This is a genomic window from Roseibium sp. JB4-4, from assembly GCF_055693425.1.
Genome location: NZ_CM146333.1, coordinates 2,378,720 through 2,402,777 on the forward strand (window position 1 = coordinate 2,378,720; position 24,058 = coordinate 2,402,777).

General features: G+C 55.0%; 26 protein-coding genes and 1 pseudogene. 15 read left to right on the forward strand and 12 right to left on the reverse strand.

Annotated features, from left to right (window positions below; translation table 11 throughout):
• The first annotated feature begins 100 nt into the window (after positions 1-100).
• From ACZ1HV_RS10975 to ACZ1HV_RS10985, 3 genes are read left to right on the forward strand one after another with little or no spacing between them, the layout of a single operon-like run.
• On the forward strand, positions 101-415 hold the full coding sequence (locus ACZ1HV_RS10975) for an ArsR/SmtB family transcription factor (RefSeq protein WP_298960385.1): 315 nt from the start codon (positions 101-103) through the stop codon (positions 413-415).
• Positions 412-801: an SRPBCC family protein gene (locus ACZ1HV_RS10980; protein WP_472718096.1), complete on the forward strand. Its 390-nt coding sequence runs from the start codon at positions 412-414 to the stop codon at positions 799-801. The genes ACZ1HV_RS10975 and ACZ1HV_RS10980 overlap by 4 nt, the downstream gene beginning before the upstream one ends.
• A gap of 44 nt (positions 802-845) precedes the next feature.
• Complete coding sequence (locus ACZ1HV_RS10985) at positions 846-1,451, forward strand: ATP-dependent Clp protease proteolytic subunit (RefSeq protein WP_472718097.1); 606 nt, start codon at positions 846-848, stop codon at positions 1,449-1,451.
• 317 nt (positions 1,452-1,768) lie between these two features.
• Here the strand turns inward: ACZ1HV_RS10985 and ACZ1HV_RS10990 are convergent, their stop codons facing one another.
• On the reverse strand, positions 1,769-2,416 hold the full coding sequence (locus tag ACZ1HV_RS10990) for a GntR family transcriptional regulator (RefSeq protein ID WP_298821222.1): 648 nt from the start codon (positions 2,414-2,416) through the stop codon (positions 1,769-1,771).
• Positions 2,417-2,547: 131 nt separating this feature from the next.
• On the opposite strand from ACZ1HV_RS10990, the gene dctP reads away from it, so the two are divergent.
• The 6 genes and pseudogenes from dctP to ACZ1HV_RS11020 all read left to right on the forward strand — a co-directional run bounded on the left by dctP (position 2,548) and on the right by ACZ1HV_RS11020 (position 7,783).
• The gene (dctP, locus tag ACZ1HV_RS10995; protein WP_472718098.1) at positions 2,548-3,528 is read left to right on the forward strand and encodes a TRAP transporter substrate-binding protein DctP; all 981 of its coding nucleotides are present in this window, start codon (positions 2,548-2,550) and stop codon (positions 3,526-3,528) included.
• Between the two features lie 70 nt (positions 3,529-3,598).
• Positions 3,599-4,147 (forward strand): TRAP transporter small permease, encoded by a 549-nt coding sequence (locus tag ACZ1HV_RS11000; RefSeq protein WP_472718099.1) that lies wholly within the window; start codon positions 3,599-3,601, stop codon positions 4,145-4,147.
• Positions 4,148-4,149: 2 nt separating this feature from the next.
• Positions 4,150-5,465, forward strand: a pseudogene (locus ACZ1HV_RS11005) (TRAP transporter large permease).
• 23 nt (positions 5,466-5,488) lie between these two features.
• Entirely contained in the window at positions 5,489-6,274 is a 786-nt protein-coding gene (locus tag ACZ1HV_RS11010) for a maleate cis-trans isomerase family protein (protein ID WP_298821227.1), read from the forward strand.
• Positions 6,275-6,328: 54 nt separating this feature from the next.
• A complete protein-coding gene (locus ACZ1HV_RS11015) occupies positions 6,329-7,150 on the forward strand; it encodes a helix-turn-helix domain-containing protein (RefSeq protein ID WP_472718100.1) in 822 nt (273 codons plus the stop codon).
• 102 nt (positions 7,151-7,252) lie between these two features.
• The gene (locus ACZ1HV_RS11020) at positions 7,253-7,783 is read left to right on the forward strand and encodes a YbhB/YbcL family Raf kinase inhibitor-like protein (RefSeq protein WP_298960403.1); all 531 of its coding nucleotides are present in this window, start codon (positions 7,253-7,255) and stop codon (positions 7,781-7,783) included.
• A gap of 83 nt (positions 7,784-7,866) precedes the next feature.
• On the opposite strand, the gene ACZ1HV_RS11025 is transcribed toward ACZ1HV_RS11020, so the two are convergent.
• Positions 7,867-8,415, reverse strand: coding sequence for a MerR family transcriptional regulator (locus ACZ1HV_RS11025; RefSeq protein ID WP_472718101.1), 549 nt, complete (start codon positions 8,413-8,415; stop codon positions 7,867-7,869).
• A gap of 21 nt (positions 8,416-8,436) precedes the next feature.
• On the reverse strand, positions 8,437-9,201 hold the full coding sequence (locus ACZ1HV_RS11030) for an SDR family NAD(P)-dependent oxidoreductase (protein WP_472718102.1): 765 nt from the start codon (positions 9,199-9,201) through the stop codon (positions 8,437-8,439).
• Between the two features lie 380 nt (positions 9,202-9,581).
• Here ACZ1HV_RS11030 and ACZ1HV_RS11035 point away from each other — a divergent pair, with 380 nt between their 5' ends.
• Complete coding sequence (locus ACZ1HV_RS11035; RefSeq protein WP_472718103.1) at positions 9,582-10,109, forward strand: MFS transporter; 528 nt, start codon at positions 9,582-9,584, stop codon at positions 10,107-10,109.
• Positions 10,106-10,765 carry an MFS transporter gene (locus tag ACZ1HV_RS11040; protein WP_472718104.1) on the forward strand — a complete coding sequence of 220 codons (660 nt, stop codon included), beginning with the start codon at positions 10,106-10,108 and terminating at the stop codon, positions 10,763-10,765. The genes ACZ1HV_RS11035 and ACZ1HV_RS11040 overlap by 4 nt, the downstream gene beginning before the upstream one ends.
• A gap of 86 nt (positions 10,766-10,851) precedes the next feature.
• Here ACZ1HV_RS11040 and ACZ1HV_RS11045 read toward each other — a convergent pair whose 3' ends face one another.
• The 4 genes from ACZ1HV_RS11045 to ACZ1HV_RS11060 form a co-directional block, all read right to left on the reverse strand.
• On the reverse strand, positions 10,852-11,529 hold the full coding sequence (locus ACZ1HV_RS11045; protein ID WP_472718105.1) for a DUF2161 domain-containing phosphodiesterase: 678 nt from the start codon (positions 11,527-11,529) through the stop codon (positions 10,852-10,854).
• A 97-nt stretch (positions 11,530-11,626) separates the two neighbouring features.
• Positions 11,627-11,977: a hypothetical protein gene (locus ACZ1HV_RS11050; RefSeq protein ID WP_472718106.1), complete on the reverse strand. Its 351-nt coding sequence runs from the start codon at positions 11,975-11,977 to the stop codon at positions 11,627-11,629.
• A gap of 77 nt (positions 11,978-12,054) precedes the next feature.
• Positions 12,055-12,729 (reverse strand): hypothetical protein, encoded by a 675-nt coding sequence (locus ACZ1HV_RS11055; protein WP_298960416.1) that lies wholly within the window; start codon positions 12,727-12,729, stop codon positions 12,055-12,057.
• 208 nt (positions 12,730-12,937) lie between these two features.
• Positions 12,938-13,555, reverse strand: a complete 618-nt coding sequence (locus ACZ1HV_RS11060; RefSeq protein WP_298960419.1) for a helix-turn-helix transcriptional regulator — start codon at positions 13,553-13,555, stop codon at positions 12,938-12,940.
• A gap of 73 nt (positions 13,556-13,628) precedes the next feature.
• Between ACZ1HV_RS11060 and ACZ1HV_RS11065 the strand changes: the two genes are divergently transcribed.
• A complete protein-coding gene (locus ACZ1HV_RS11065) occupies positions 13,629-14,048 on the forward strand; it encodes an SRPBCC family protein (protein WP_472718107.1) in 420 nt (139 codons plus the stop codon).
• Positions 14,045-14,461 (forward strand): DUF6855 family protein, encoded by a 417-nt coding sequence (locus ACZ1HV_RS11070; RefSeq protein ID WP_298821250.1) that lies wholly within the window; start codon positions 14,045-14,047, stop codon positions 14,459-14,461. Before ACZ1HV_RS11065 ends, ACZ1HV_RS11070 begins: the two co-directional genes overlap by 4 nt.
• A 234-nt stretch (positions 14,462-14,695) precedes the next feature.
• Here the strand turns inward: ACZ1HV_RS11070 and ACZ1HV_RS11075 are convergent, their stop codons facing one another.
• Together ACZ1HV_RS11075 and ACZ1HV_RS11080 are read right to left on the reverse strand one after the other, a co-directional pair.
• On the reverse strand, positions 14,696-16,411 hold the full coding sequence (locus ACZ1HV_RS11075) for a methyl-accepting chemotaxis protein (protein WP_298960425.1): 1,716 nt from the start codon (positions 16,409-16,411) through the stop codon (positions 14,696-14,698).
• A 274-nt stretch (positions 16,412-16,685) separates the two neighbouring features.
• Positions 16,686-17,546, reverse strand: a complete 861-nt coding sequence (locus ACZ1HV_RS11080) for a LysR substrate-binding domain-containing protein (RefSeq protein WP_472718108.1) — start codon at positions 17,544-17,546, stop codon at positions 16,686-16,688.
• Between the two features lie 128 nt (positions 17,547-17,674).
• Between ACZ1HV_RS11080 and ACZ1HV_RS11085 the strand changes: the two genes are divergently transcribed.
• A complete protein-coding gene (locus ACZ1HV_RS11085) occupies positions 17,675-18,655 on the forward strand; it encodes a permease (RefSeq protein ID WP_472718109.1) in 981 nt (326 codons plus the stop codon).
• Between the two features lie 34 nt (positions 18,656-18,689).
• Here ACZ1HV_RS11085 and ACZ1HV_RS11090 read toward each other — a convergent pair whose 3' ends face one another.
• The 3 genes from ACZ1HV_RS11090 to ACZ1HV_RS11100 form a co-directional block, all read right to left on the reverse strand.
• Positions 18,690-19,283 (reverse strand): class I SAM-dependent DNA methyltransferase, encoded by a 594-nt coding sequence (locus ACZ1HV_RS11090; protein ID WP_298821260.1) that lies wholly within the window; start codon positions 19,281-19,283, stop codon positions 18,690-18,692.
• A gap of 207 nt (positions 19,284-19,490) precedes the next feature.
• Complete coding sequence (locus ACZ1HV_RS11095; protein ID WP_472718110.1) at positions 19,491-21,107, reverse strand: hypothetical protein; 1,617 nt, start codon at positions 21,105-21,107, stop codon at positions 19,491-19,493.
• A gap of 50 nt (positions 21,108-21,157) precedes the next feature.
• Positions 21,158-22,705, reverse strand: coding sequence for a hypothetical protein (locus ACZ1HV_RS11100; protein ID WP_472718111.1), 1,548 nt, complete (start codon positions 22,703-22,705; stop codon positions 21,158-21,160).
• Positions 22,706-23,005: 300 nt separating this feature from the next.
• On the opposite strand from ACZ1HV_RS11100, the gene ACZ1HV_RS11105 reads away from it, so the two are divergent.
• On the forward strand, positions 23,006-24,025 hold the full coding sequence (locus ACZ1HV_RS11105) for an AraC family transcriptional regulator (protein ID WP_472718112.1): 1,020 nt from the start codon (positions 23,006-23,008) through the stop codon (positions 24,023-24,025).
• The last annotated feature ends 33 nt before the right edge of the window (positions 24,026-24,058 follow it).

Genomic DNA, 24,058 nt, shown 5'->3' on the forward strand with positions numbered 1-24,058 from the left:
CTCACCAAAAGGGTCGTTTCACATCCTGGCGCTCGCACTCTTAAACACGTCTGAACAGACGCAGCTTGCAAATTATATAAGTACATGCTTATGTATTGCCATGACAGAAAATGACATATTCAGGGCTCTGGCAGACCCGACACGGCGCGCAATTTTTGAGAAACTGGCGACTGGCAGCATGAATGCGAGTTCCTTGCGTGACGGTATGAAGATCAGCCAACCTGCAATGTCGCAGCACCTCGCCGTCCTTCACCAGGCAAAGCTGGTACGGCAGGAACGGAAGGGACGGTTCGTAAACTACGAAGTCGACCCGGACGGGCTGGCTTTGATTGCGAACTGGCTTGCGAAATATCGTGCCTATTGGCCAGAACGCATGGATGCGTTGAGAACTCTCTTGAAGGACATGGATCAGTGAGCAACCAGGACCCGGACGCAGAAGCTGTTGTAGATATCCTTGCCAGCAGTGAAACCAGCGATCTCATCTTAAAATACGAACTCGACGCCCCGCCGGAGAAGGTCTGGCGGGCCATTACGATCCCCGAATTTAGAGAGCAGTGGTTGCCCGGCAAAGACCTTGCCGAGACAGAGCCTCTTGCCGAAGTTGCAGGTGAAGAGGTTTCCTACCGAATGAAGGACAGCACGCCGCCCTATCTTGAAAGTGTCGTGGCATTTCAGCTGAGGCCTGAAGAAAACGGCGGCAGCATTCTTACCATCGTCCATCGTCTCACCGGCACACGTCAAATACCGATGAAGCCGAAGGCAGCAAACAACAACGAGCCGACCATGATGCTCGCTGCCTGACGCTGATCTGACAATCGACATCAACAAGACACAGGAGTTCGCCCATGCGCGAAGCGGCACAACTCGTCCCTATGGTCGTGGAACAATCCAATCGAGGCGAGCGTTCTTTCGACATCTATTCCAGACTGCTTCGGGACCGGATCATATTCCTCAACGGTGAAGTCAACGACACGGTGTCAGCGCTTGTCTGTGCACAGTTGCTGTTTCTGGAAGCGGAAAGTCCGAAGAAGCCTATTCAGCTCTATATCAATTCACCGGGCGGCATGGTCACCAGCGGCTTTGCGATGTACGACACCATGCACCATATTCAGGCGCCTGTTCACACGCTTTGCATGGGAACGGCAAGGTCCATGGGCTCGTTTCTTCTAATGGCCGGCGAACCAGGCGAACGGTCGGTGCTGCCCAACGCCAACATTCTGATCCACCAACCATCCGGCGGCTTCCAGGGCCAGGCCTCCGACATGGCCATTCACGCGGAAGAAATCCTTCGCACAAAACAACACATGACACGGCTTTATGCTGAACACTGCAACCGATCATTTGAGGAATTTGAACGTGCCATGGACCGGGACCATTTCATGACACCGCAAGAAGCTCTGGACTGGGGCCTGGTCGACCGCGTCCTGTCCAAACGCGAACCGGCTGATTGATCAGGACCCGGTTCGCCTCAAGCGACAAAACCCAGTCAGCGTCAGATTTGGCAGGGCAATAGAAAGATTAAATTGACGGTGGCCGCGCCTTGGCCATTTCAATTCTTGTGCCGGCATACCGGCAGTTTTGGTGCGCTTTGTCTTCTGAAAGTACCGGGAGAGAAAGCTGTCAGGCAATTGAACCGCTGCAACCTCTCCCTGATCAGACTTTTTCATCCTCGAAGATCTTCAGCCGCCCGGACGCAATGCATCGCCGATTGTCCGGAGATCAGTGAGCGTTGCGACCGGGTGTCAGAGCTTTTGCCGTTCAACGGGTTTTAGAAGTCTTCCATTGCCCTTAACAGACTTGGCAACCGCGCACCCTGAAGCATCATATGGTCTCGCATCAGCGCATTTGCGGCTTTGCTGTTCTTGCCGAAAATCGCGTCTGCAATGGCCTGGTGCTCTTCGACGGATTTCTCCAATCGGCCAACGACCTCATATGGCATCAATCTGTAGACATTGATGCGCGCCTGGATCTGTTCCAGCTGATCGCAGAGCCATTCGTTGCCGCTGGCATGATGAATGGCTGCGTGAAATGCCAGGTTCGCCTTCGCGTATTCAGGGATGTCCTCTGCATCGGCTGCGTCGACGCATTGCTGCAATCCACACTGGATCATTTTTCGATGCGATGCTGTCAGGTTCTCACTGGCCAAGCGTGCAGCCATGCCTTCGAGTTCAGCAGCGACTTCAAAAAGGTCATTAAGCTCTTTGGCTGTCAGAACGCGCACTATCGCCCCTTTGCGAGGCCGGGTCTCCAGCAAACCTGTGTCAACCATAGACCGAATGGCTTCGCGGATCGGTGTGCGGCTCACGCCGAAACGTTTGGCCAAATCCGCCTCTTCGAGTTGGTCACCCGGCTTCAGCAAGCCACTGAAAATCTCATGTTTTAGTTGCTCAATGAGCGTGTCGGAAGCGCGAGCCATTGTCCGTCCTTTCTTCGGTTCTTCTACAGCTTGCCGGCCGTCATTTCCATACAAAAATAGCTTATATGAATATTTTTAATTGCTATATGTATACATATAAGCTACTTAAGCATCCATAAGGAGGAACCGTCATGAACAATCTTTTGAAAACTTCGACGCTGACCCTGATGCTTTTGGGAGGCACAGCCCAGGCTGAAGAACTTCGTTTGTCCCACCAGTGGTCAACGAGCGATGTGCGTCACAAGGTGGCCCAGATCGTTGCAGATGAAGTGGCCGCAGCGGATGTCGATCTGGAGATCAAGATTTTTCCGTCGAAATCGCTCTTCAAACCCAGGGAGCAGTATCGGCCTCTATCTCGCGGCCAACTGGACATGGCCGTTTTTCCGCTGTCATATGCAGGCGGACAGCAACCATCGTTCAACCTTACGCTCATGCCCGGCCTTGTTAAAAACCATGACCACGCCGCGCGTCTGAGCCAGTCTCCCTTTATGGCGGCGCTGGAAGAAAAGATGGCCGAAGATGACGTCATGGTGCTTGTCCATGGATATCTTGCCGGTGGTTTTGTCGGCAAAGACAAATGCATCACCAATCCCAAAGACGTTGAAGGCCTGCAAACGCGTGCGGCCGGCAAATCATTCGAACAAATGCTCGTGGGCGCGGGTGCATCGATCACTTCAATGGCGTCATCTGAAATCTATTCGGCCATGCAGACAGGTGTCTTGGATGCCGCCAACACATCTTCTTCTTCGTTTGTGTCGTATCGCATCTTTGAACAGGTCTCGTGCTACACGCCCGCCTCCGACATCGCTCTCTGGTTTCTGTATCAGCCATTGCTGATGAACAAATCGACTTTCGAGGGTCTTACAAGCGAGCAACAAGCCGTTCTGCTTGATGCCGCGAAGAAGGCCGAAGCATTCTACCTGGAACAGGCCAAGCTGCAGGATGCAGCATCGGTCGACGTTTTCCGGCAAGCAGGTGTCGAGATCGCGGAAATGACAGCGGAAGACTTCGCGGCCTGGCAAGCCCTTGCACAGAACACGTCCTACAAGGCCTTTGTTGATGATGTTCCAGGTGGCCAGGAGCTGTTGGACAAGGCCCTCGCAGTAGAGTGATGCCCGGCCATACCGGGGCATCCTTTCGGAGGCCCCGGCTTTTTCCCCCGCGATTGAAAGGAAGTGCGACATGGCTAGCCATGCTCCCTCGACCTATGTGCAGCCCGCAAGCACAAATCCGTTTGTCCGTACCGTTCAAATAATATCAACTGTTGCTGGCTGGGCGTCGGCGTCAATGATCCTGGGCGCAGTGATCCTGACCTGCCAAATGATTTTCGTTCGCTTTGTCTTGAATGGTTCAACAGTTTGGCAGACCGAGATCGTCGTTTATCTCGTCATTGCCGCAACCCTGGTCGGACTGCCTTTCGTGCAATGTCAACGGGGTCACGTGAACGTTGATCTGATCCCGATGGCGCTCCGCGCTCGGGCCCGTTTCAGCCTGGCGTGTCTAACTCTTTGCGGATCCATCGTCATTACTGCGGTGATGCTGTTTTTTGGCTACGAGTATTGGCACTTTGCCCTGTCGCGCGGTTGGACCTCCGACACGGTTACAGCCGTTCCCTTATGGATCCCCTATCTGTCGCTCCCTGTCGGATTTGGTCTGCTTCTATTGCAACTTTTCGCGGATTTGGTCGCGTTGCTGACAAAATCCGAGACACCATTCGGCCTGGAGGCGTAGCCATGGACCCTCTCATTCTTGGCACGTTGGTCGGCGTTTGCACCATCCTTGTTCTTTTCTCGGGCGTGTCAGTCGCCGTAGGACTTTTGATTGTTTCGGCAGGTTTTCTGGTCGTTTTCGATGGAATGCGGTCACTTGAGCTGATGCCGGAAATCTTCTTCGGCAAGCTCGACAGCTTCGCCCTTTTGTCCATCCCGATGTTCATCATCATGGGAGCCTCCATCGCCTCGACACGCGCCGGAGCGGACCTCTACGAAGCTCTGGAAAGGTGGTTGACCCGTGTCCCGGGGGGCTGGTGATTTCGAACCTGGGCGCCTGCGCGCTGTTCGCAGCAATGTCCGGATCGAGCCCTGCCACCTGTGCTGCCATCGGCAAGATGGGCATCCCAGAGATGCGCAAACGGGGCTATCCCGAAGGTATTGCAACTGGTTCCATCGCAGCAGGAGGCACGCTTGGCATCCTGATCCCGCCTTCCGTCACGATGATCGTCTATGGCATCGCAACAGAAACCTCGATTGGCCGTCTCTTCCTCGCCGGAGTGTTTCCAGGGCTCTTGTTGGTGGGGCTGTTCATGGCCTGGTCGCTTTTTGCGACCTGGAGGTCTGGCGACACCTCATTGCTGACTGCGCGAACCTATTCCTGGAGCGCCAAGTTTGAAGTTCTGCCGAGGGTATTGCCGTTCATCGCCATCATCGTCGGAGTGCTCTACACGATGTATGGCGGCGTCGCTACTCCATCTGAAACTGCCGCCGTCGGCGCTATTTTGTGTCTCGCAATTGCGATTGCGATCTACAAATTGTGGGACGTTCGCAAGATCTGGATGATCCTGCAGGACAGCACAAAAGAGAGCGTGATGATCCTGTTCATCATTGCGGCGGCAGGTGTGTTTTCATACATGTTGTCGAGCCTCTTTATCACGCAGAGCATCGCGACCTGGATCGGCACACTGGATGTGAACCCGTGGGTTCTGATGATCGCGATCAACATCTTCCTCATCATTGCAGGCTTCTTCTTGCCGCCTGTTGCCGTCATCCTGATGGCCGCACCGATCCTCTTGCCCATCATCACAACGGCGGGATTTGATCCGATCTGGTTTGCAGTGATCCTGACCATCAATATGGAGATCGGGCTGATTTCCCCACCCGTCGGTCTGAACCTTTATGTGATCAACGGTATCGCTCCCGATATCTCGCTCAAGACCATCCTGCGCGGCTCACTGCCTTTCGTCGCCTGCATGGTGATTGCGATTGTGCTGCTTTGCGTCTTCCCCGGCATCGCCACCTGGCTGCCCGAAGCTGTCATGGGCCCTGCTCTATAACTCCGTCTTTGAAAGGAAGTACCATGTCCTTTGCCACCCATTACCGCCGCGTTGGTTTGATCGTTCCCAGTTCCAACGTGACCATGGAAACCGAGATTCCGGCATTGTTGAAAGCGCGCGAAACGATCCTGCCGGACCGCTTCACTTTCCATTCGTCCCGGATGCGCATGAAGAGCGTCGTAAAGGAAGAGCTGGAAGCCATGGATTCCGACAGCGAACGCTGCGCTGTGGAACTGTCTGATGCTGCGGTCGAAGTGCAGGCATACGCTTGCCTTGTCGCCATCATGTCCATGGGTCATGGCTACCATCGACAATCACGCGTAAAGCTGGAAAAGGCTGCAGCAGAAAATGGATGCGCGACACCCGTTTTGAACTCTGCGGGCGCATTGATCGACGGCTTGAAGGAGCTGGGCGCAAAGAAGGTCTCCATCATTTGTCCCTACATGAAACCGCTCACCAGGATGGTGGTGGATTACATTGAAAACGAGGGGATTGAAGTGCAGGACTTCCTGGCACTGGAAATCCCGGACAATCTGGACGTCGCGTCGCAAGATCCCACAGCCCCTTCTGAGCTGTGGCGCAAGTTAGACGTGCGCGGTGTTGATGCAATCATTGCCTCTGCCTGCGTGCAGATGCCATCGTTGCCGTCAATCGAAATGATCGAACGCGCTTCCGGATTGCCGACGCTATCAGCAGCGGTGGCGACCACGCGACAGATCTTGCGCAACCTGAACCTGACAGAAGTCGCTCCGGGAGGTGGTGCGCTCTTGTCAAACGGCCTGCCGGCAACCTTGCGAGACGTCGCCTGAAACCAACAAACTGCGATATAGTCCAAGGGGCATAATCGAGTTTCAGGCGCACAGATGAGTAGACGAAAAAAGACAGGCGATGCCTGCAAGCCCGAAGTCCCAAAGGTCTCGATCTACCCGATCACACAGGCCACAACGGCGACTTTTACAGAGCTCTATTTCCGGCTGACATTTCTCTTCTTTATCCAGCGCGGCAGCAAATTTATCGTGAGTTCAAAACAAGGTGAGATGCTGGGCGAGGAAGGCGACCTGATGATCTTCCCGCCAGGATCCATTGTCACTATGGAAAACCGACCGGTGATGGATGATGATTATCGCGCCTTGGGAGTGTGTTTCACCCACGATCTGGTCGATGCGGTCTTCTCGGATCTGCCAAGGTCGAAAGCTGCCTCGGATGTTCAGATCGTGCGTGCTGCGGACCACAATCCATCTGAAATCCTGAATTTGATCCAGGAAACACTGGCAAATGAAGGTCTGCCGGAGACCATTAGGCAGCATCGCCTGCTTGAACCTTTGTTGTGGCTGCGCAGCAAAGGATTTCAGTTGCCAACGCAAGTTCAGGATGAACCGATCAGTCAGGTGCGCAGCCTGATCGAAACCGATTTGAGCCACCCCTGGATGGCAAAGGAAGTTGCACAGCACTTTGCCATGAGCGAAGCAACAATGCGCCGTTGGCTGGCTTCGACAGGACAAGGATTTGCAAAGGTCCTGCTGCACACGCGCCTGGAGCACGGATTGAGTCTTCTGCAGACGACGGATGCACAAGTGTCCGAGATCGCACTGGATTGCGGGTTCAAAACGCCGTCTCATTTTTCAGATGCTTTTCGAAAAAGATTCGGAATTAAGCCAAAAGACATCCGATTATCGACAGATTGATCGAAATTTGACATTTCCTGATTGCCAACCGGAAGCGTCAGTTTGGTGTGAAGGCTAAGTTCGGCCTCATCAACATCGCAACTTTCCGGAAAGGAAATCGACATGATCCGCAACATGGTTCTTCCAGCCCTTTTGGCCGCAACGATGGCCGGCCCGGCGCTGGCTGACGGCTTCACCCTGTCCAGTCCCGACATCGCTGAAGGCCAACAGCTCAGCAACGACTACGTCTTCCAGGGATTTGGCTGTGAAGGCAGCAACGCCGCGCCGACGCTCACCTGGTCCAATGCGCCGGAAGGCACCGAAAGCTTTGCCGTGACCGTCTACGACCCGGATGCACCGACCGGTTCCGGCTGGTGGCACTGGTTCGCGTTCAACATACCGGTCGACGTCACAGGTTTGCCGGGAGGTGAAACGTTGCCGTCAGGTAGTGTCGAGCTGACCAACGACTATGGTGCAACCGGCTTTGGCGGCGCATGCCCGCCTCCAGGAGAGGTGCATCGTTACCAATTCACTGTTCACGCACTGGGCACGAAACTGGACCTGGACAATTCTGTCAGCAATGCACTGGCAGGCTTCATGGTCAATGCCAACAGCCTCGCTTCTTCAACCATCACGGCGGTTTACAATCGTTGAGTAAACAGCGCTTCGGCTTCAAGCCGAAGCGCTTGCACCGGATCAACGACCGTCCATTTTACTTTGGAAATCAGCGTTTCCAGTCAGTCCAGCGTTGTGTGGTTTTGCCCCGGCTCGCCATGGCTCGTGTCAGCATGCCCATATCTGGAAGCAAGACGGTCGGCCACTGCGACTGGTGGCTCGTTTTGGGTGTCAGCAAGGGAAAGGCTTTTCCGCAATACCTGAAGACGTTCGAGAACTGCAGAACGGCGTTCGTCCAGGTCGGCCTTGAGCCGATCGATATGCTCAAGCTTTTCCAGCAGTTTGTCGATGCCGCCTTCACATGGGCCAGCCCCTTCATCCGACAAACAGGCGCGCATTGCGCGGATTTCCCGGGTGGAAAACCCAATTGCCACAAAGTCCCGGATGCGAGCCGCGCGGCGCAGGTCGGTCTCACTATAGTGCCGGTAGCCGTTTTCCGCTCGCGCAACCTCCATCAAGCTCTCATTCTCATAGTGACGCAACATGCGTTGCGTAATGCCGAGGCTTTCCGCCGCTTCCTTGGCCTGCATCTCAATCCCCTTTCGAACGACCCCGACACATGTGTCAATCTCTGGTCCGTGCTTCAAGTGGTCCGGGCGAATGAGACCCATCCACCCGGACCACGAACACTCTCAGCCTCGCAAACTCCAACCACCATCAATGGTCACCGTCTGACCGGTCAGCCATTGGTTTTCCGAACTGCCCAGTCGCAATATCCAAGGCACAATGTCGGCAACCACGCCTCTGCGGCCGAGCGGAACCTGATCAGCTTCCTGTTTTTCGATTTGTTGAGCCATCTCTTCCGGCAACCCCATCATACCGGTCAAGGCGCCGCTTTTGACCGGCCCAGGCGCAACGGCATTCACCCGAATACCGTCTCCCGCCAGTTCCACGGCCCAAGACGCCGTCAAATGCTCCAGCGCCGCCTTGGTTGCCGCATAGTGCGCCAACATCGGCGCAGCGTTGCGAGATACCGCTGTCCCGATGTTCACCACCGCTCCCTTGCTTTTGACCAGAGCTGCATGTCCCGCCTTGATCAACAAAGACGGTGCAACAAGATTTACTGCGGACATATTCGCAATGACATCTGCGTCATAAGCGTCCAATGGCAGAGGTTGACCGGCACCTGAGTTGTTGACAATCAGGTCAAGACGACCCCACCGGCCGGTTGCAGCCGCGACGATGCGCGCGCCGCTCTCCAAATCGGCGCTGTCGGCCTGCACGGTTTCAATTGCATCGCTGCTTCCCGCCACCTCGGCAAGCCTGTCTGTGTTACGGCCCGTAATCAGCACCTTTGCCCCTTGGTCCACCAGCGACAGTGCGGTTGCTCTGCCAATGCCGGAGCTGCCGCCGGTTACAATTGCGACCTTATCCCGCCAAATGTCGTTCTGTTTCATTTCTCATTTGTCCTGTCTGCAATGCGTATTCGCCTTGATGAGCAGACAGGCCTAGCGGCTTGACACTAGTGTCAGGGTCAACCTCTTTTTTGATCGATTGCTTATATCTTCTGAAACCCGGCCGATTGCACGTTGTGCCCTAATGGATGTTTCTAGAAGACCAAGAACTGCGAGCAGACCAAAAGCCCAGACAAGCTTTCAGTTGTGAATGGTGCAAACATGTGATTAGCCTTGTCTCAACAGGAGACAATACGTGAAATTTCCAGTCCTCAACGTGGTGTGTGTGAAACGCGTGGTTCGATAAGGCTTCCCTCGTCCGTCGTCCCGCGCCCCCGGCTGAGTTCGGGGTTTTTTTATGTCTCCGGCATTGCTGAACCAACATGAACAAGATCAAGACACCACCCCACTTGCTCACGCTGATCCTGTTGACAGGTTTCTCGCCACTCTCGCTCAACATGTTCATGCCTTCGCTGACCAGCATTGCTCTCGATCTGGAAACGGATTTCGCCACGGTCAGCTGGTCTATTTCCGGTTATCTGGCAATTACTGCTGTTGTTCAGTTGATTGTCGGTCCCCTGTCCGACCGGATTGGACGGCGCCCGGTGTTGCTGGTCACCGTTTTGGTCTTTGCAATTTCTTCTGTTGGCTGTGTCTTGTCGCAGGACATCGGCACCTTCCTGTTTTTTCGAATGCTGCAAGGCGGAGTGACTGCCGGATACACGCTATCCATGGCGATCGTTCGAGACACCCGTTCTGAAGGACAGGCGGTCAGCCTGATTGGATATATCGGAATGTCAATGGCCCTGGCGCCCATGCTGGGACCGGTGGTCGGGGGTCTGCTCGATACAGCTTTTGGGTGGCGCGCGACGTTTGTGTTCTATGCCGCGTCCGGATTTCTTCTTTTGTGATCTGCTGGTTCGATCTGGGTGAAACAAGACAGATCACTCGAAACCAGTCAGATGGTGCATCGCTTAAATCCAGTGCGCTCATGCGGGAACCACTGTTTTGGGCCTATTCACTTTGCAGTGCATTCACCGTCGGTGCGTTTTACATCTTCTTGACCGGGGTGCCTCTCGTCGCAATGGCCGCGTTCAATGTTTCGACCGCTGAGCTCGGCATCTATATCGGCACAATCACACTGGGTTTCATGTTTGGCGGCTTTATCGCGGGCCGGTACGGCGCGAGGTTCAAACTCACCACGATGATGATTGCAGGTCGATTGATTGCCTGTTCAGGTCTTACGGTCGGCCTTGTGCTCTTCAGTGCAGGCCACACCTCACCCTTGCTGTTTTTCGCAAGCACGATTTTTGTAGGCATCGGCAACGGCATCACAATGCCAGGCAGCAATACCGGCGCGATGTCGATACGCAAAGAACTTGCCGGCAGTGCAGCCGGTGTAAGCGGTGCGATGGTCGTGGCAGCTGGTGCTATGCTGACCGCCATGACAGGTTTTATGATGCCGGAGACCGACAGTGCGCGAGCCCTTCTTGCGCTGATGCTCGCTTCCGTTCTGGCCGGTCTGTTCCTTGCCATATGGGCGGCGAGATTGAAATCACCGGCATAGCTCCAGATCGCTTCCGGCAATTCCGCAGGAAATGCGGAAGGTTTTTAAGGCACGGCCGACTGGGTGCCCGTCATAGACCCCAAGACCTAGGACGCATGGTCTTTCGGCCAGCTCTCGGCTGTCTTCCGGCCTTTCGGGCTTAGCCCATAAACGCCTCGCTCCACCCTTTCAAACCATCCGTAGTGATCGTCCGCCATCATTCTGGTTGCCTGTTCAACGCCGGTCGATTTCGCAACTTCCGCACCTCGGCTCGGCCCATTGGAAGCAAGAAATGTGGCGCAGCGCATCGCATCCTGGCGATAGGCGGTCACCAGCGTGGTGCGCGTTGAACCGCCTTTGTTCGGGTCACCGACGCGGCGCGAGAATTCCCTGAGCAACCGCGCCTTGCGCGGCTTGGATTTCCGCGGCGCATAGGGCCCCGGATCGAGATGGACTTCAACAAGGCCATCCGACACCCGCACAGTGATGAGCCCCACACCTAAACGCCGGGCAAGTTTGACATTGCTCTTGAGGGCCGTCTGAAACCTGCGGCCTTTCCCCCGTGCAACGGCAACATAAACAGCATCGGTGATCGATTGCCGTTCGATCGCCTGATGGAAAAGGCTCAACGTGAAACCCGTCTTAAGTTCGACAATGACTGGTTCATCCTCGCCGCGGCAAGCGACCACATCTGCTGATCCCACTTCCCCTTTGACCTCGTAGCCCTGATTGCTGAGGAAGTCCTTCACGGGGCCATAAAGGTCCGTTTCCAAAATGCGACTCATTCCGACAGCCTAATCAGAGGGAAGAGTTCGGGCAATCGACGACGTTGGTTTGCAAGGGACGCTCCACACTCCGTACAGGCCTGTTTCGATCGCTATTTCACTTGAGAGATTTTTCAAACAGCTCGATGGAGGCATCAGGCGGCAAGTAGGTTGGCAGTGGCGTGATCGTGCCGTTCTTCAGGACATAGAGCGGACCAATTCCAGGCACGAGATCTTTCTCGTCTCCGGTTTCAAGGAACCTTGCAGGCGCGACATATACAACCCATCCATATGGTCGTTCGATGGTCAGCTCCCGCTGAACGCGCAAGTCGATTGCCTCACCTTCCAGGTAGCTGGTTACTACCCGCTCTTCGGCTTCAGTCGAAGTCAAAAGATCTTTGGCAAGCCCATGGGATCCGAGAAGGAGCAGCAGGACGCAGCTGGCAAGCGCTTTCACGAAGGTGGGCATGGCAAGTCTCGCCTAAATTTCACCTTATCCAGCAAGGCTAACGAGTGGATCGCTCTCAGACGCGTCAACGAAACCTCTCATTCCGCCTTCACGGCAAGTCCGAAATTGATGATGCTTGAGACCTGCCAATAGTCAGGCTGAAAATTGTAGATGGTGGAGATCCGGCACCAGCTGCCGCCGCAAGGGGTCGCCATTTCTATCGCATCAAAAGGGCTCAAAGGATAAAGCCCGGCAAAGCGCGGCTCCGTGATGATCCCGAAGAGTGATTGCGGCAACCCGGTATACATGAACCGGATCGCACCCTCCCTGGTGGCCTCATCCGCGTCGCTGTCCTGGTCAGCTGACGGGGAACCTATTGAAACACCGCAAGAGCTCAAGCGTCCGTCTTCGCCATATTTGATCCGCCAAATCGGATGACCAGCGGCTTCATCCTTTTCAACGTCACCAGTGACCGTGATGGCGTACCAGTCCTTGTTCCAGTTGTCCCCTCCAAACCCGAGTTCATGGATGTCAGCGCGCGCGAGAACAAAGCCTTTTGGGGCAACTTCTGCAAGGCTTGCCTCACCCGTATGAAGCGCGTTGCACAAAAGTTGGGTCACCCGGAAAACGGTCCAGAGCCCGCCGGCATCCTTTGCCGGTTCAAGTATGGACAGGCGCCCGAGAAAGGCAGCATAGTCGCCGCGACCAGCTGTACCGGGCTCAGGGCGATCATTTTTGTCTGTTAACCCGGCTTTACCAAAGCCTGGGCGCACGATCGGGGCTCCCTGATTGTCGGCACCAAAGGAAAAGCCACTTTGTGCAGCAGCGCTATCAGGCAAAGCCAAAAGAGCTATAACCAAGCCAAATGCACAAAACCGAATTGGCAGTGCACACTGGCCAAGCCTTTTTAGTTCGGCGAAGTTAAGTCTCTTGATCTGCATTTTCCGGCCCTTTTTTTGTAAAAAGAGCATACTCTGAAGTCTATTCCATCGAAAAGCGCTTTGCAGAGACATTCACCCGTCCCCAGTCGATTTGCTCAATCCACGATCCGGTCAGTTCGTCCTTCACCTTCCAGGTCTGTGAAGTCATTTCCATCGCAATTGGATAAATTGTCTGTTCAGCCTTGGTGGTGAAACGGATCCGCACGGTTTTACAGTCCTGCACGGCCAGAGCCAGCGCGCGGATACGAGGATCATCGGCGCGTATCTCAGGCACCAGAGTGAATCGCGCTGTCATCCCCGTGATGTGCGCGCGTGTGCGATCCGGGAAACTCTCGATCAGTTTGGCGCGCGCCTGCTTGGCCGCCTGCCTCAAACCCAAGGCATCGATCATCGGGTTTTCCGCGGCGAGAACAAGTCCCAACGCCTTGGCTTCATCCTCTGCCAGTCCAGTCAAGCGGGTGCGATAGTTGAAACCAAGCTCTATGCCGCCTTGATTGCCCTGAAAGACGATGATGGGCAACCCGGCCTCTGTCATGGCATCGACGTCCCTGAGGATCGTTCGCGGCGCGACTTCCAATTCATCGGCAAGCTGCACAGAGGTTTGCCTGCCCCGATTTTGGAGCAGCAACAGGATCTGGAGGAGACGGGCTGCGCGCATGTGGCCTTTCAAACATGACAGAAGATGTCATATTAGAAATGCTAGGGCTCAGGCGTCAAGTTGAGGATACGCCGTGAAAACCTATGAAACTCAGATCGATATTTCTGCACCACCAGACGTTGTCTGGCACATTTTGACCAAAGAACTACCCAGGGCTCCAGAGACTTTTGGCCTTCTGAATTTTGAAGGTAACATGGCGCCTGGTGCAAAAATAAATATCAGATCCGAGGTGTCACCGGAGCGAACATTCGCACTGAGGGTTCAAACCTTTGAACCACCAGACCGCATGGTCTGGACTGGTGGCATGCCGCTTGGGCTTTTTACCGGTACACGCACCTTCACCGTGACCCCAGCCACAACTGGAAGCACCTTTTCAATGACAGAGATTTTCACCGGGCCGATGTCCGGCATGATCACCAAATCAATGCCAGACCTGACACCCAGTTTTATCAAGTTCGCCGAGGCACTAAAGACAAGGGCAGAAGCGCAATGACTGATGTAACCTATGGATCCGGTACGCAGGACGATCCCTGGATCCTCAAGACGCCGCCGCTTTCCTCGGAATTCGAAGTCTGGAAAGACGAAACACTGGATCCTCCGGCGCTCGTCGTGCAGGTTGGCAAGACACGTCTTTCCTACCGATTACGTGCCCTGGAAGATGCCCATGCCATGCTTAAAGCCCATGGCGACTGGATGCCGCTCGGCAACGCCGACGAGGGCAAACCAACCAAGGAGGGAACGCTGGAGCACTGGGCGAGGTCAGAAGACAATCCGGTTGGCGGATATTATGGACTGCGCAAGGGGTACAGGGGCCGCTTTGCAAATTATGTGACCCCGACAATGGAGCTTTTGGGGCTGGTTGAACTGGAACACAACGCCCGCAACAATCGCGTTCGTGCCATTTGAGGAATGCCAGGGTGAAAATGATGATGGGAAAGATTATCGACGGCAACTTGCGAGGACTGGCGGAAAAGGCAAAGGCAGCGGCAACGACCTGAACGCTGCCTCAAGGGGCACATCTCGATTTTTCCTTTCAAGTGCCAAGCGGCGAGGCACAAAAAAACCGGAGGCTGTAGCCTCCGGTTTCAATCCTTTGCCGCCGGTTTGACCGGCTGGCACTCAGGTCAGTTTTTTCCTGAACTAAGCCGCCGCAACGTTTTTCAGGAACGTGTCCACTTCGGTTTCAAGTTCCGCAGTCCGGTTGGACAGGCTTCCTGACGCCTGAAGCACTTCACTGGCCGAGTTGGAAGTCTCGTTTACCGCACCAGACAGATCCGTCATGCAGCTGGACACGAATGTTGTGCCATTGGCCGCCAACTGAGCGTTCTGCGTGATTTCCTGTGTCGCAGAACCCTGCTCCTGAACCGCCGTTGCAATGGAGTTTGTATAGGTGTTCACCTCGGCCATGATTTCGGTAATGCCCGTGATGGCCTGGACAGACTCCTTGGTAGCGTCCTGGATAGCGGCGATCTGAGCGCCGATTTCCTCGGTGGCTTTCGATGTCTGGGTCGCCAGTTCCTTGACCTCGGATGCAACGACCGCAAAACCCTTGCCATGCTCACCAGCTCTGGCGGCCTCGATTGTCGCGTTGAGGGCAAGAAGGTTCGTCTGCTCGGCAATTGCTTGAATCAAGGTGACAACTTCGCCGATTTTGGTAGCAGATGCAGCAAGGCCTTCGACCTTGGAATTGGTGTTCTGCGTTTCCTCGGTCGCGCGTTCCACCACGTCGCTTGTCTGGGCGACCTGGCGCGAGATTTCCGAAATGGATGCGGAAAGCTCTTCTGCGGCGCTGGCAACCATCTGAACGCTGTTTGTTGTCTCTTCCGCAGAAGACTGGGTCTCGGTAGCACGACCGGAACTCTCTTCCGACAGTTTGGACAACTTTTCAGCAGTCTGGTCGAGTTGTGAAACATTTTCATTCACATGACCAAGCACGCTGGCCACATTTGCCCGGAACTGCTCAACCATCTGATTGACCTGGTTCTGGCGCTCTGTCGCAGCAGCTTCTGCATGCTGTTGCTGGTCACTCAGCGCGGTACGCTCCCGCGACCTTGCCCGCAGCGTCGACAACGCATTTGCAAGCTTGCCGATCTGATCCTCACGATCCGTGAAGGGGATCTCCATATCAGTGGCGTCTGCTGCAATTTCTTCAGTCACATGGGTCAGCCGGCCAATTGGGCGCAACTGGCGCTGAATGACAAACACCAAAAGACCGACAGCTACCAGCACAACCGGCAGAGCCAGGAGCAGGAACCGGGACATGATCTCCGACACATTGGCCTGAACCGCTGATTTCAGAACACCGGCATAGAGAATGCCGATGATGTCACCGCCTGCGGTGAAGATCGGCTGATAGACCGTGTAATAATCCTTGCCGAGGATCGTAGCCTGGCCGTGAAACGTCTTTCCGTTGGTTACGACCGGATAAACGGCACCGTTCTGACCCAGCGGTGTTCCGACAGCCCGATTGCCGTCGCCCTTGATAATGTTAGTCGATTTCCGCCAGAAGTCGCGAGACTCAGGATCCCAGGCAAAGACCGTTGCCGTTTCACCCGTCATTCTCCCGATGGAATCGATCATCGCGTGGTCGGAGAACTCTGGAATCTCCGGCAATTCAACGCGCTTGACCTTGTCGTCTGCCGTCCATGCGAGTTTCGTGCCGTCGATTTCTTTCGACATGATCGTGGCAGCAATCCGCAGGTTGGCATCCTGTTTTTGCATCGCGGTCGTCTGAGCCTGATTGGAGGCAACCTGATAAACGATCGCTCCCACAATCAACATTGAAAGCGTCAGCAAGGTCGCACTGGTCAGAGCCAGAGATGATGTAACGCTCAGTGAGGAAAAGAAATTTCGCATGAAGCCCACCCTAGAGAATCTACAGGCAGAACTTGCAGGCATTGTCCTAAATTAAGTGTAAATACTTGGAACAAATAAAACTAACTCTCCCTCAAAAATAGAAAGCGTCCAGTTTGACTAACTTATGAGTGCAATCCTTCAATTTAGGGACTTTTTTCTTAGTATTTCTTACAATACGCAGAGCACAAACACCTTCTTACGGTTCGGCAATTCAAGTCCGAAACCACCTCAAGCTCAGACTGAAAACACGCAAGTGGACCGCACCGGTCGGTTTCTAGGAGTTTTGATCAAGAAACGCGGCGCGAATGGTGGATTTCATCGTTGCGCGCGGTTTGCTGTCATTAAGGTCAGATGACGCCATGACCAGTTTCGATGTCGGCGTCAGTGCAAGAGTGTAGGCTTGATTGACGACTTTCAGTCCTGGATGGAGAGAGGAGCGACCGAGAACGCCTATTGCAATCCCCGCTTCGACTGCGGCGACAACGCCAGAAACGCTTTGGCTGGAATAGGCGATGCGATAGGATTTGCCGCTGTCTTCCAGAGACTTGATAGCAGCATCACGCCACCAACAGGAAACGTCAAACAAGGCGACAGGAAGCACGTCGACGCGTGAAAAGTCATGGTCGCGTGCACAGACCCAGCATGTCGGGTCCTCGGCCAGAATTTCTTCACCAGCACCAGGGGCACTGACCTCGTAAATGGCCAGATCAAGATCCTTCTTGTTCAGTGCCTCAGGAAACCCCGCGCTGATCGCGCAGGTCACATCGAGCTCCACTGCTGGATGCTGACGCGCAAAGTCCGCGATAATCCGTGTCAGTCGTGCCCGGCCATGATCGTCTGGAATACCAAGGCGAAGTTTGCCCTCAATCCTGTCATCGGTAAGGTCCCGCAGAACCGTATCAAGTCGCGATGTAACATCCTGAGCGACAAGCACGAGTTTTCGGCCGGTTTCGGTCAATACAACGCCTCGGCCATGTCGCTCAAAGACGGGCCGACCAAGGATTTCCTCCAGCCTCTTGATCTGGATGCTGGTGGCCGATTGCGAGCGGTGAATTTTCTCCGCTCCATCTGTCACGCTGCCCGCATGGGCGACCGCGAGAAAGGTTCGAAGCAATTCGCTGTCAAGATTTTGCATTCGTTTTTTCAATACCTGATATTTAAACTATCCGTTTCATATATGCCTAGTAATTCCCTAGTCTGCAAGGCCAAAGGAGAATTCAACATGGCCGATCACGCTGTTCCGATGACCCGCAAAAAAAACACATGGCCGTTTACGGTTGCGGTCTCGCGATCCTGGTCGGCGCGATTTTCAACTGGCCGGACCATGCCTTTAACGTGGCCGTTTTCGTTTCCTGGGGATTGATCAGTGTCGCCCCAATTGTTTTCCCGGGAATTTTGTTGACGGCCTGGATCATTGCCAGCGGCGCAGATGCCCATATTGCCAGGGTTTTCGATGGAAGAACCGGAAGAACCATCTTCGCTGCCGCCCTGATCGGGGCAATCACACCGGTTTGCGGCGTGACGGTGCTGCCGATGATGGCGGGCCTGCTTGCCGCTGGTGTGCCCCTGGCACCCATCATGGCATTCTGGCTTTCGTCTCCGGTCACCGATCCGGCGATGCTTGCCACGACTGCTGCGACACTCGGGCTCTCCTTTGCGGTGGGCAAAACCGTCGCCGCATTTGGCCTGGGACTGTTTGGCGGTGCGACAACAGCCCTTTTTGCCAAACGCCCCTGGGCCAAATCTGCGCTGCGCGATACCGGGCTAGCGCAAAGACTGAGTACCAAACGATGTGCAGGTGACGCCAGTTATGACCCATGGGTCTGGCGGTCACCCTCGCGCAGAAGCTCATTCACCTCGCAGTTTCTGGCAACGTCGCGATTGATCGTCATCTGTCTTGTCCCGGCATTTGCAGCCGAATACGCTCTGAATGCCGCGCTTACGCCGGACGCCCTTGCCGCCTATGTCGGCGAAGACCAATGGTGGGCGATCCCGGCAGCTGTCTTTGTCGGTGCACCGGCTTATATCGATGGATATGCGGCTTTGCCGCTGACCAGAGGTTTGATTGACAATGGCATGGCGCCCGGCGCAGCCATGGCATTTCTTGTCTCCGGCGGTGTGGTCAGCATCTGGGGTGCTATGGCAATTGCTCCAATTCTGAAGCTGAAACCGTTCCTGCTATACCTGATCCTGGCCGTTCTCGGATCACTTGCCGCAGGATATGTGTTTCAGTGGATCATGTAAATTCTGCCGCACTCCAGGGCCAGCTTTGACTCTCTCAGATTTTTCGCGACAGGATCAGCACAAACGGATCGACACTACCTGCCAATCCGGCCTCTTCGCCCTCCGTTTGGTGCATGATCTCGAACCCTGCGTCTTCAAGAAGACCGGTAAGTTCCGTTGTCTCATAATAGGTATAAAAGCGACCGAACCTGTCCCTGCTCTCCCCTTTGCCACGTTTCATGCCAATATGAAAAACGCCTTCTGCAAGGAGTGCATTGTTCAATTTCGTTAAATGCGACGGAAGGTCCCGGCGGGGCGCATGCAACAGACTGAAATTCGCCCACACGCCTTGATAACGCTTTTCGGGAACAGGATCGTCAAACGTGCCGACCCTTGCCGAAAGACCAAATCTATCATTTGCGATCGCAACCATCTCCGGGGAAGCATCGACCGGATCCGGGTTAAAGCCAGCGGCCTTCATGTGAAATGATGACGCCGCCGGACCGCATCCCCAATCAAGGACATTCGCCCCGGCAGGCAAATGCGACATGAACTTCGACAAAGAGCCACTGGGGGCATCCGCAGCGAAACGCTTGGCGTAATCATCTGCCTTGTCATCATAAATCCTTATTGTTTCTTCGTCGGCCATTCCAGGTGTCCAAGTCTCGGTACGCTCGTTCGTCCCTTCAGTCTCTTTGTCGAAAAGAAGCGGCGAGCGGCCTTTGGTGTGTCAGAATCCACCGAAAGTCATATGTCGTTTCTACCGGTTCGTGAAGCCACATCACAGGCACGAGCAGGTGATCAATTTCGCTGCAGCAGGCAAGAGCCTGAGACTGGCAGCAGCAGCTCAAACCACTCACTCAGATCTGAACACGCCTAAAAGCTCTATCTCGAGGTTGATCGAGTTTCTGGCCTCAACAGTAATCATGGTCCCGCGCCCAAGCAGGGCCGGACTGTTTCTCAAGACACCCGGTTGGCGTTTCGTCACGTTCTGCGGACCGCTGTTGCCTTCGACCTGCACCAGAATTCCGCGTGGCGTGCCGACAGGCGCTTCGGGGATCACGAAAGTTGACAAGCCTCTCTTTCGACCGAGGTGGGGCGCAGCCGGTGCGAGTGCCAGTCCACCAAGCACTCTATTTTCGAAACGGGCTGCACGATCCCCATCTTGCGTGGAGGGAATGATGCGTACGGCCGTTGTGAGCGGCAGCAACGACAGTCCGACCGGATCATCGGCATAGCCCATAACCAGAATGGAACCAGCGCGGCCGCTCACTTCACCATTCAGCATGGCAACTGCATTGATTTCAGGACCGCCGTCGTCGATAGGAATAAAGGCCACAAAATCCACTTCTGAATTTGGTATATCCGTCGCGCGTTTCGCGTCATCGTTGCTTTCGAAAGTCTGAATGTCTTCTTTTATGGAAGCCCTTACAGACAGACCCGGCGTGTCCGTGTTGAAGAAATTGGCCGTTAGAGTGCTGCTGCTTTGTTCCGAATGATGCCAGTTGGCATTGCGTCTTTGCGCAGAACGGGAAAGAGAAATTTCTTCCGCGCGAACTGGTGCGACAACACTTTCAAAATGCTCCGCCGTTTCGGCTGTCGGCTCACGGTATTCCGCCGCAAGCCGGTCTCCACCCGGCATCATCAGTTCATCCGGTCTCGGCGGTTCCGTGTCTGCCAGGACGCGAAGCCGGGGCTTCAGCAGCTGTTTTGCGGAAAACGATGGCTGCCAGTTTGGGTCATTGCTGGCACCGGCCGCCACATAAGCTGCAGCTGCTATGCCGGGTTGTTTGACATAGCGAATGTTCATGACAGGGGCGCAGCTCTTTGAAATTCCGCCCTTGGCATCCGTACATCTGACGCTTGCGACCTTCCTGCCTGGCTCACACGCGTAGGTGAAGGCGCTGCCAGAGCCGCTCACCGACCCGGCGCCTGCAACCGAACACGTGGCCTCGCCACTCGGACTGCCGACGGAGAAAGGCAAAGATTCTGCGCCCTTGCACACCAGTTCCTGAGGCAGAAACACCCGTGCATCCGGATCACGCACATCAATCGTGCGGGTGAAAACCGGAGCAGGTGCACACATGCTGTCTGGGTCCTGTTCCAACTGAGCTGTCACAGTGATCTGTTGCGAACACCCCTCAATCGTCTCAGGAGCAATGAAGGTACCGGTTTGCCCAACGACCGGACCGATACTGCCTTTACCACCAATCACGCCAAACTTGACTGTACCTGGAAGAGCATTGTCCATTTCCAATGCGACTGACATTCCGCCGCCCGGTGCGACCGTCGTCTGCTCCAGGTTGATACGACCAGTGGCCGGGGCGAACTGACCGCGCGCAAGGCTCGGTGCAACGCGATAGCCATAGCCGAACGCACTCCCTTTGTTGACGCGCAGTGTCGCAGAGACCGAAAAAGCCTCATCATTCCCCTGCCAACACGCCGTAATGCAGCCATCCTTGCCAATGCGCACGGGGCCCCGATGGGTTTGAAGTTCAACGTGCTTGCTGATCTGCTCGGGTGTCAGTGTAATGGGACCCCAGACCCTGGCCGGAGTGCGCCGGATTTCGAATGCAGGGCCACCGCTTTTTCAAGTTCCAAAAGGGCTTCTTTGATTGCCTTATTGAGAAGTTGAACCTTCGTGGCCTGTTCTATGCGCCCATATGGATTGCCAACTTTCTTTTCAAAGCCATCCGCGGCATTCAGCAGCTGGTTTGCACGAGCGGATGTGAGACGCTTCTTAAGCGTTCCCTTGAGCTTTGGATGGTTAAGCGCCGCCTCAAAAAGCGGCACGATGATTTTCGCCATCAGCTCCGCATCCGCACCGCCCTGACTGTAGACGAGGTCGATTTTCGGATCAGAATACGCGGTGACCTTCACGACCAGCGGCATGCAGCTGTTGTCGTTAATCTTGCGCTGCGCGCCACGTTCCAAATCTGCGCTAATCTCAAGATGCTTCGGCAAATTGTGCAATTCGTCGCGCAGCTTGTTGCTGACTGCCGAAAAGAGGACATCGGACACCAGCGAACCAATACCACCTCCTGCAATTGCCCCGGCACCGGTCGCAGAAATAGAAGAGCTAACGGCGTCGAAGCCTTTCTTGTCTGTTTCCTTAAGGTCCCTGTCCTTCAGCATCTCCAAGAGTCGCTCGAAGGAAATTTTCTCCGGTCCTGTGGACGCCCGCCACACTCTTGTTTTGGCGACCGATCGCATCGATGCATGTTGAATTGCAGGGGACTGCAGATTGAGGTCTCCGCGGTCTCTCAGAAGAGCTGCTGGAAAATGCAAATCGAACAGCCGTGCCAGATCCTGATCGAAGCGCTCCGGTTGCGGTGAAAGTTCACGCTCGATTTCCAGCAGGCTCACAAGATTGATCGGGTTCTCATCAGAGAACATCGCGAAATAATACATTGCCAGCTGGGACACTTCGACGGGCAGCGTCGCAGGTGCCTTCCGGAAATCCGAGACCGCCTTTTCTTGCGTCCAGCCGAGCCGGGAAAGCCGCAAGCGAAGCAGATAGTCCAGTATTGCCAAACGATCCCCGATGGACCCGCTCAAGGGTTCAGCGCCGGTGACTTCAAATGCTACAGCGGGATGTGCCAGTCCTTCGAAATCAAGATAGGCCGCCCCTTGAACGTCGAACGGTAGCCGGATCAGCCACGCAGACGCGCCGGACCCCGGATCGATTTCAAGCCGGTCGAAGTCCGGCTGCCCCCCGATTTCCTGATCCGGCCCCTTCTCAGGCCGAAGCCAGACCTTGCCTTCAAAGTCGAGTGGTACGTTCTCCACCCGCACCAAAGAGCCAGCCGGAACGACAGACCCCATGTTCGGATCCAGCCCGAGACCAGTTGCAAATACCGGTGGCTCGCTCTCAGGCTCGTCGGTTTTTGGTGCTCCGATGTCGATGCCGGTTCGGATCTTGAAATCGAGGTCCGCCAACTCTTGAAGAAGCTTGTTAGCCTCCTCGATCGACATACTGCCGTCGATCATGGCTTCGGTCACCCGCTTCATGTCGGCGGCAATCTCATCGAGCTTTGCCTGATCGGGATCCTGCGCCTGTGCCGTAAGCAAAGTGAAGACGCTTAAGAAAAAAACTAAAAAACAAAATCTCAAGGCTCGAGGCCTCCATCAGTTTCATTGAAAAATGAACAGGCTCAAAGCTCTGAAAGCGATTGGTCTCCAGGCAATCTGTAAAGCGCCTCAGCTCGCCGACAGAAGGTATTCAAAAGCCAGGCAAGGACTGCAAAACGGCACAGCCCAGTCCTAATTTCAGCTTAGTCAAGCCCTCAGGCAGGGCCAACCTATGGAAACCAATAGGTCTGCAATCATGTTCGCTCTCGAACTCTCAATTCGTTGCCCTATAGTTTGGGCATGGGTCAAATATCGGCAGTATTCGTTCAGAAAGTCGTGGATGTCGCATCGCGCTCGAAAGCGGATCAGGCGCGGCACCGGCATCACTTGTTGCGGTCCGTTGGAGTCGATCCAGATGCCGCGATCGATCCCAAGTTCATGATTGCCGACGACGCTTATTATGCACTTTGCGAAAGGGTCATCCGGGAAGATCCCGAGGGTCCTTCTGTTAGCATTCGTGTCGGGTCGTCGATGTGCTGCGATGACTATGGCGCTTTCGGTCTGGCCTGGAAATCAGCTATTGATCTGAGAGGATCTTACCAGCGCGCAGAACGCTACGGGCGGGTCTTGACCAGTGTCAGCACATATGAGCTTGAAGAAGATGAGGGCAGGCACTTCATGGTGCTGCATCGGACAGGTGACCGCCGCCTGGGAATGCGCATATCGAACGAACAGACCATCGTAGCCATCACGCAAATAAGCCGCGAGGTCAGCGTACAGCCTTTTGTGCCCAAGGCTGTCTATTTCAAGCACGCAGCTCCCGATGATCTTTCAGCGCACCGCGCATTTTTCGGTTGTCCACTTCATTTCAGCTCGGACCGGGACGCAATTGAAGTTTCGCCTGAACACCTGAATGCACCGAACCGGCTTGGCGACACCAGTATTTCCGCTTTTTTCGACGCCTATCTGGATCAGGAAGTCGCGGCTTTGCCCGCCCATGAAGAGATCGAGCAACGGGTACGCCCCTTGATCCTTCGAGCCTTGAGCCAGGGTGTTCCAACTATTGCAGACGTTGCGGCGCATCTGGGTCTGAGTGCGCGCACTTTGCAACGCCGTCTCGCAGGCCAGGGGCGCGCTTTTCAGGAACTTGTCGATGAAACCCGCCAGGAACTCGCCGTCCGTCTGCTTTTAAGGACAGATTATGCTCTCGCGGAAGTGGCCTTTTTGACAGGCTTTGCTGAGCAAAGCACCTTCACACGCGCCTTCAAGCGTTGGCGCGGCGAAACCCCCGCTTCCTTCCGCCGGAGTGCACAGGCCTAGAATTGGCATGACAGGCCAAAACTGTGACACGCA

Excerpts from the sequence above, each read along its gene's own strand:
- ACZ1HV_RS11035 (WP_472718103.1), top strand. The coding sequence starts at position 9,582 with ATGAACAAGATCAAGACACCACCCCACTTGCTCACGCTGATCCTGTTG.
- ACZ1HV_RS11020 (WP_298960403.1), top strand. The coding sequence starts at position 7,253 with ATGATCCGCAACATGGTTCTTCCAGCCCTTTTGGCCGCAACGATGGCC.
- ACZ1HV_RS11085 (WP_472718109.1), top strand. The coding sequence starts at position 17,675 with ATGGCCGTTTACGGTTGCGGTCTCGCGATCCTGGTCGGCGCGATTTTC.
- ACZ1HV_RS11025 (WP_472718101.1), bottom strand. The coding sequence starts at position 8,415 with ATGGGTCTCATTCGCCCGGACCACTTGAAGCACGGACCAGAGATTGAC.
- ACZ1HV_RS11045 (WP_472718105.1), bottom strand. The coding sequence starts at position 11,529 with ATGAGTCGCATTTTGGAAACGGACCTTTATGGCCCCGTGAAGGACTTC.
- ACZ1HV_RS11030 (WP_472718102.1), bottom strand. The coding sequence starts at position 9,201 with ATGAAACAGAACGACATTTGGCGGGATAAGGTCGCAATTGTAACCGGC.
- ACZ1HV_RS10985 (WP_472718097.1), top strand. The coding sequence starts at position 846 with ATGCGCGAAGCGGCACAACTCGTCCCTATGGTCGTGGAACAATCCAAT.
- ACZ1HV_RS11105 (WP_472718112.1), top strand. The coding sequence starts at position 23,006 with ATGGGTCAAATATCGGCAGTATTCGTTCAGAAAGTCGTGGATGTCGCA.
- ACZ1HV_RS11080 (WP_472718108.1), bottom strand. The coding sequence starts at position 17,546 with ATGCAAAATCTTGACAGCGAATTGCTTCGAACCTTTCTCGCGGTCGCC.
- ACZ1HV_RS11090 (WP_298821260.1), bottom strand. The coding sequence starts at position 19,283 with ATGGCCGACGAAGAAACAATAAGGATTTATGATGACAAGGCAGATGAT.
- ACZ1HV_RS10975 (WP_298960385.1), top strand. The coding sequence starts at position 101 with ATGACAGAAAATGACATATTCAGGGCTCTGGCAGACCCGACACGGCGC.
- ACZ1HV_RS11050 (WP_472718106.1), bottom strand. The coding sequence starts at position 11,977 with ATGCCCACCTTCGTGAAAGCGCTTGCCAGCTGCGTCCTGCTGCTCCTT.
- ACZ1HV_RS10990 (WP_298821222.1), bottom strand. The coding sequence starts at position 2,416 with ATGGCTCGCGCTTCCGACACGCTCATTGAGCAACTAAAACATGAGATT.
- ACZ1HV_RS11070 (WP_298821250.1), top strand. The coding sequence starts at position 14,045 with ATGACTGATGTAACCTATGGATCCGGTACGCAGGACGATCCCTGGATC.
- dctP (WP_472718098.1), top strand. The coding sequence starts at position 2,548 with ATGAACAATCTTTTGAAAACTTCGACGCTGACCCTGATGCTTTTGGGA.
- ACZ1HV_RS11010 (WP_298821227.1), top strand. The coding sequence starts at position 5,489 with ATGTCCTTTGCCACCCATTACCGCCGCGTTGGTTTGATCGTTCCCAGT.
- ACZ1HV_RS11075 (WP_298960425.1), bottom strand. The coding sequence starts at position 16,411 with ATGCGAAATTTCTTTTCCTCACTGAGCGTTACATCATCTCTGGCTCTG.
- ACZ1HV_RS11060 (WP_298960419.1), bottom strand. The coding sequence starts at position 13,555 with ATGCGCGCAGCCCGTCTCCTCCAGATCCTGTTGCTGCTCCAAAATCGG.
- ACZ1HV_RS11000 (WP_472718099.1), top strand. The coding sequence starts at position 3,599 with ATGGCTAGCCATGCTCCCTCGACCTATGTGCAGCCCGCAAGCACAAAT.
- ACZ1HV_RS11015 (WP_472718100.1), top strand. The coding sequence starts at position 6,329 with ATGAGTAGACGAAAAAAGACAGGCGATGCCTGCAAGCCCGAAGTCCCA.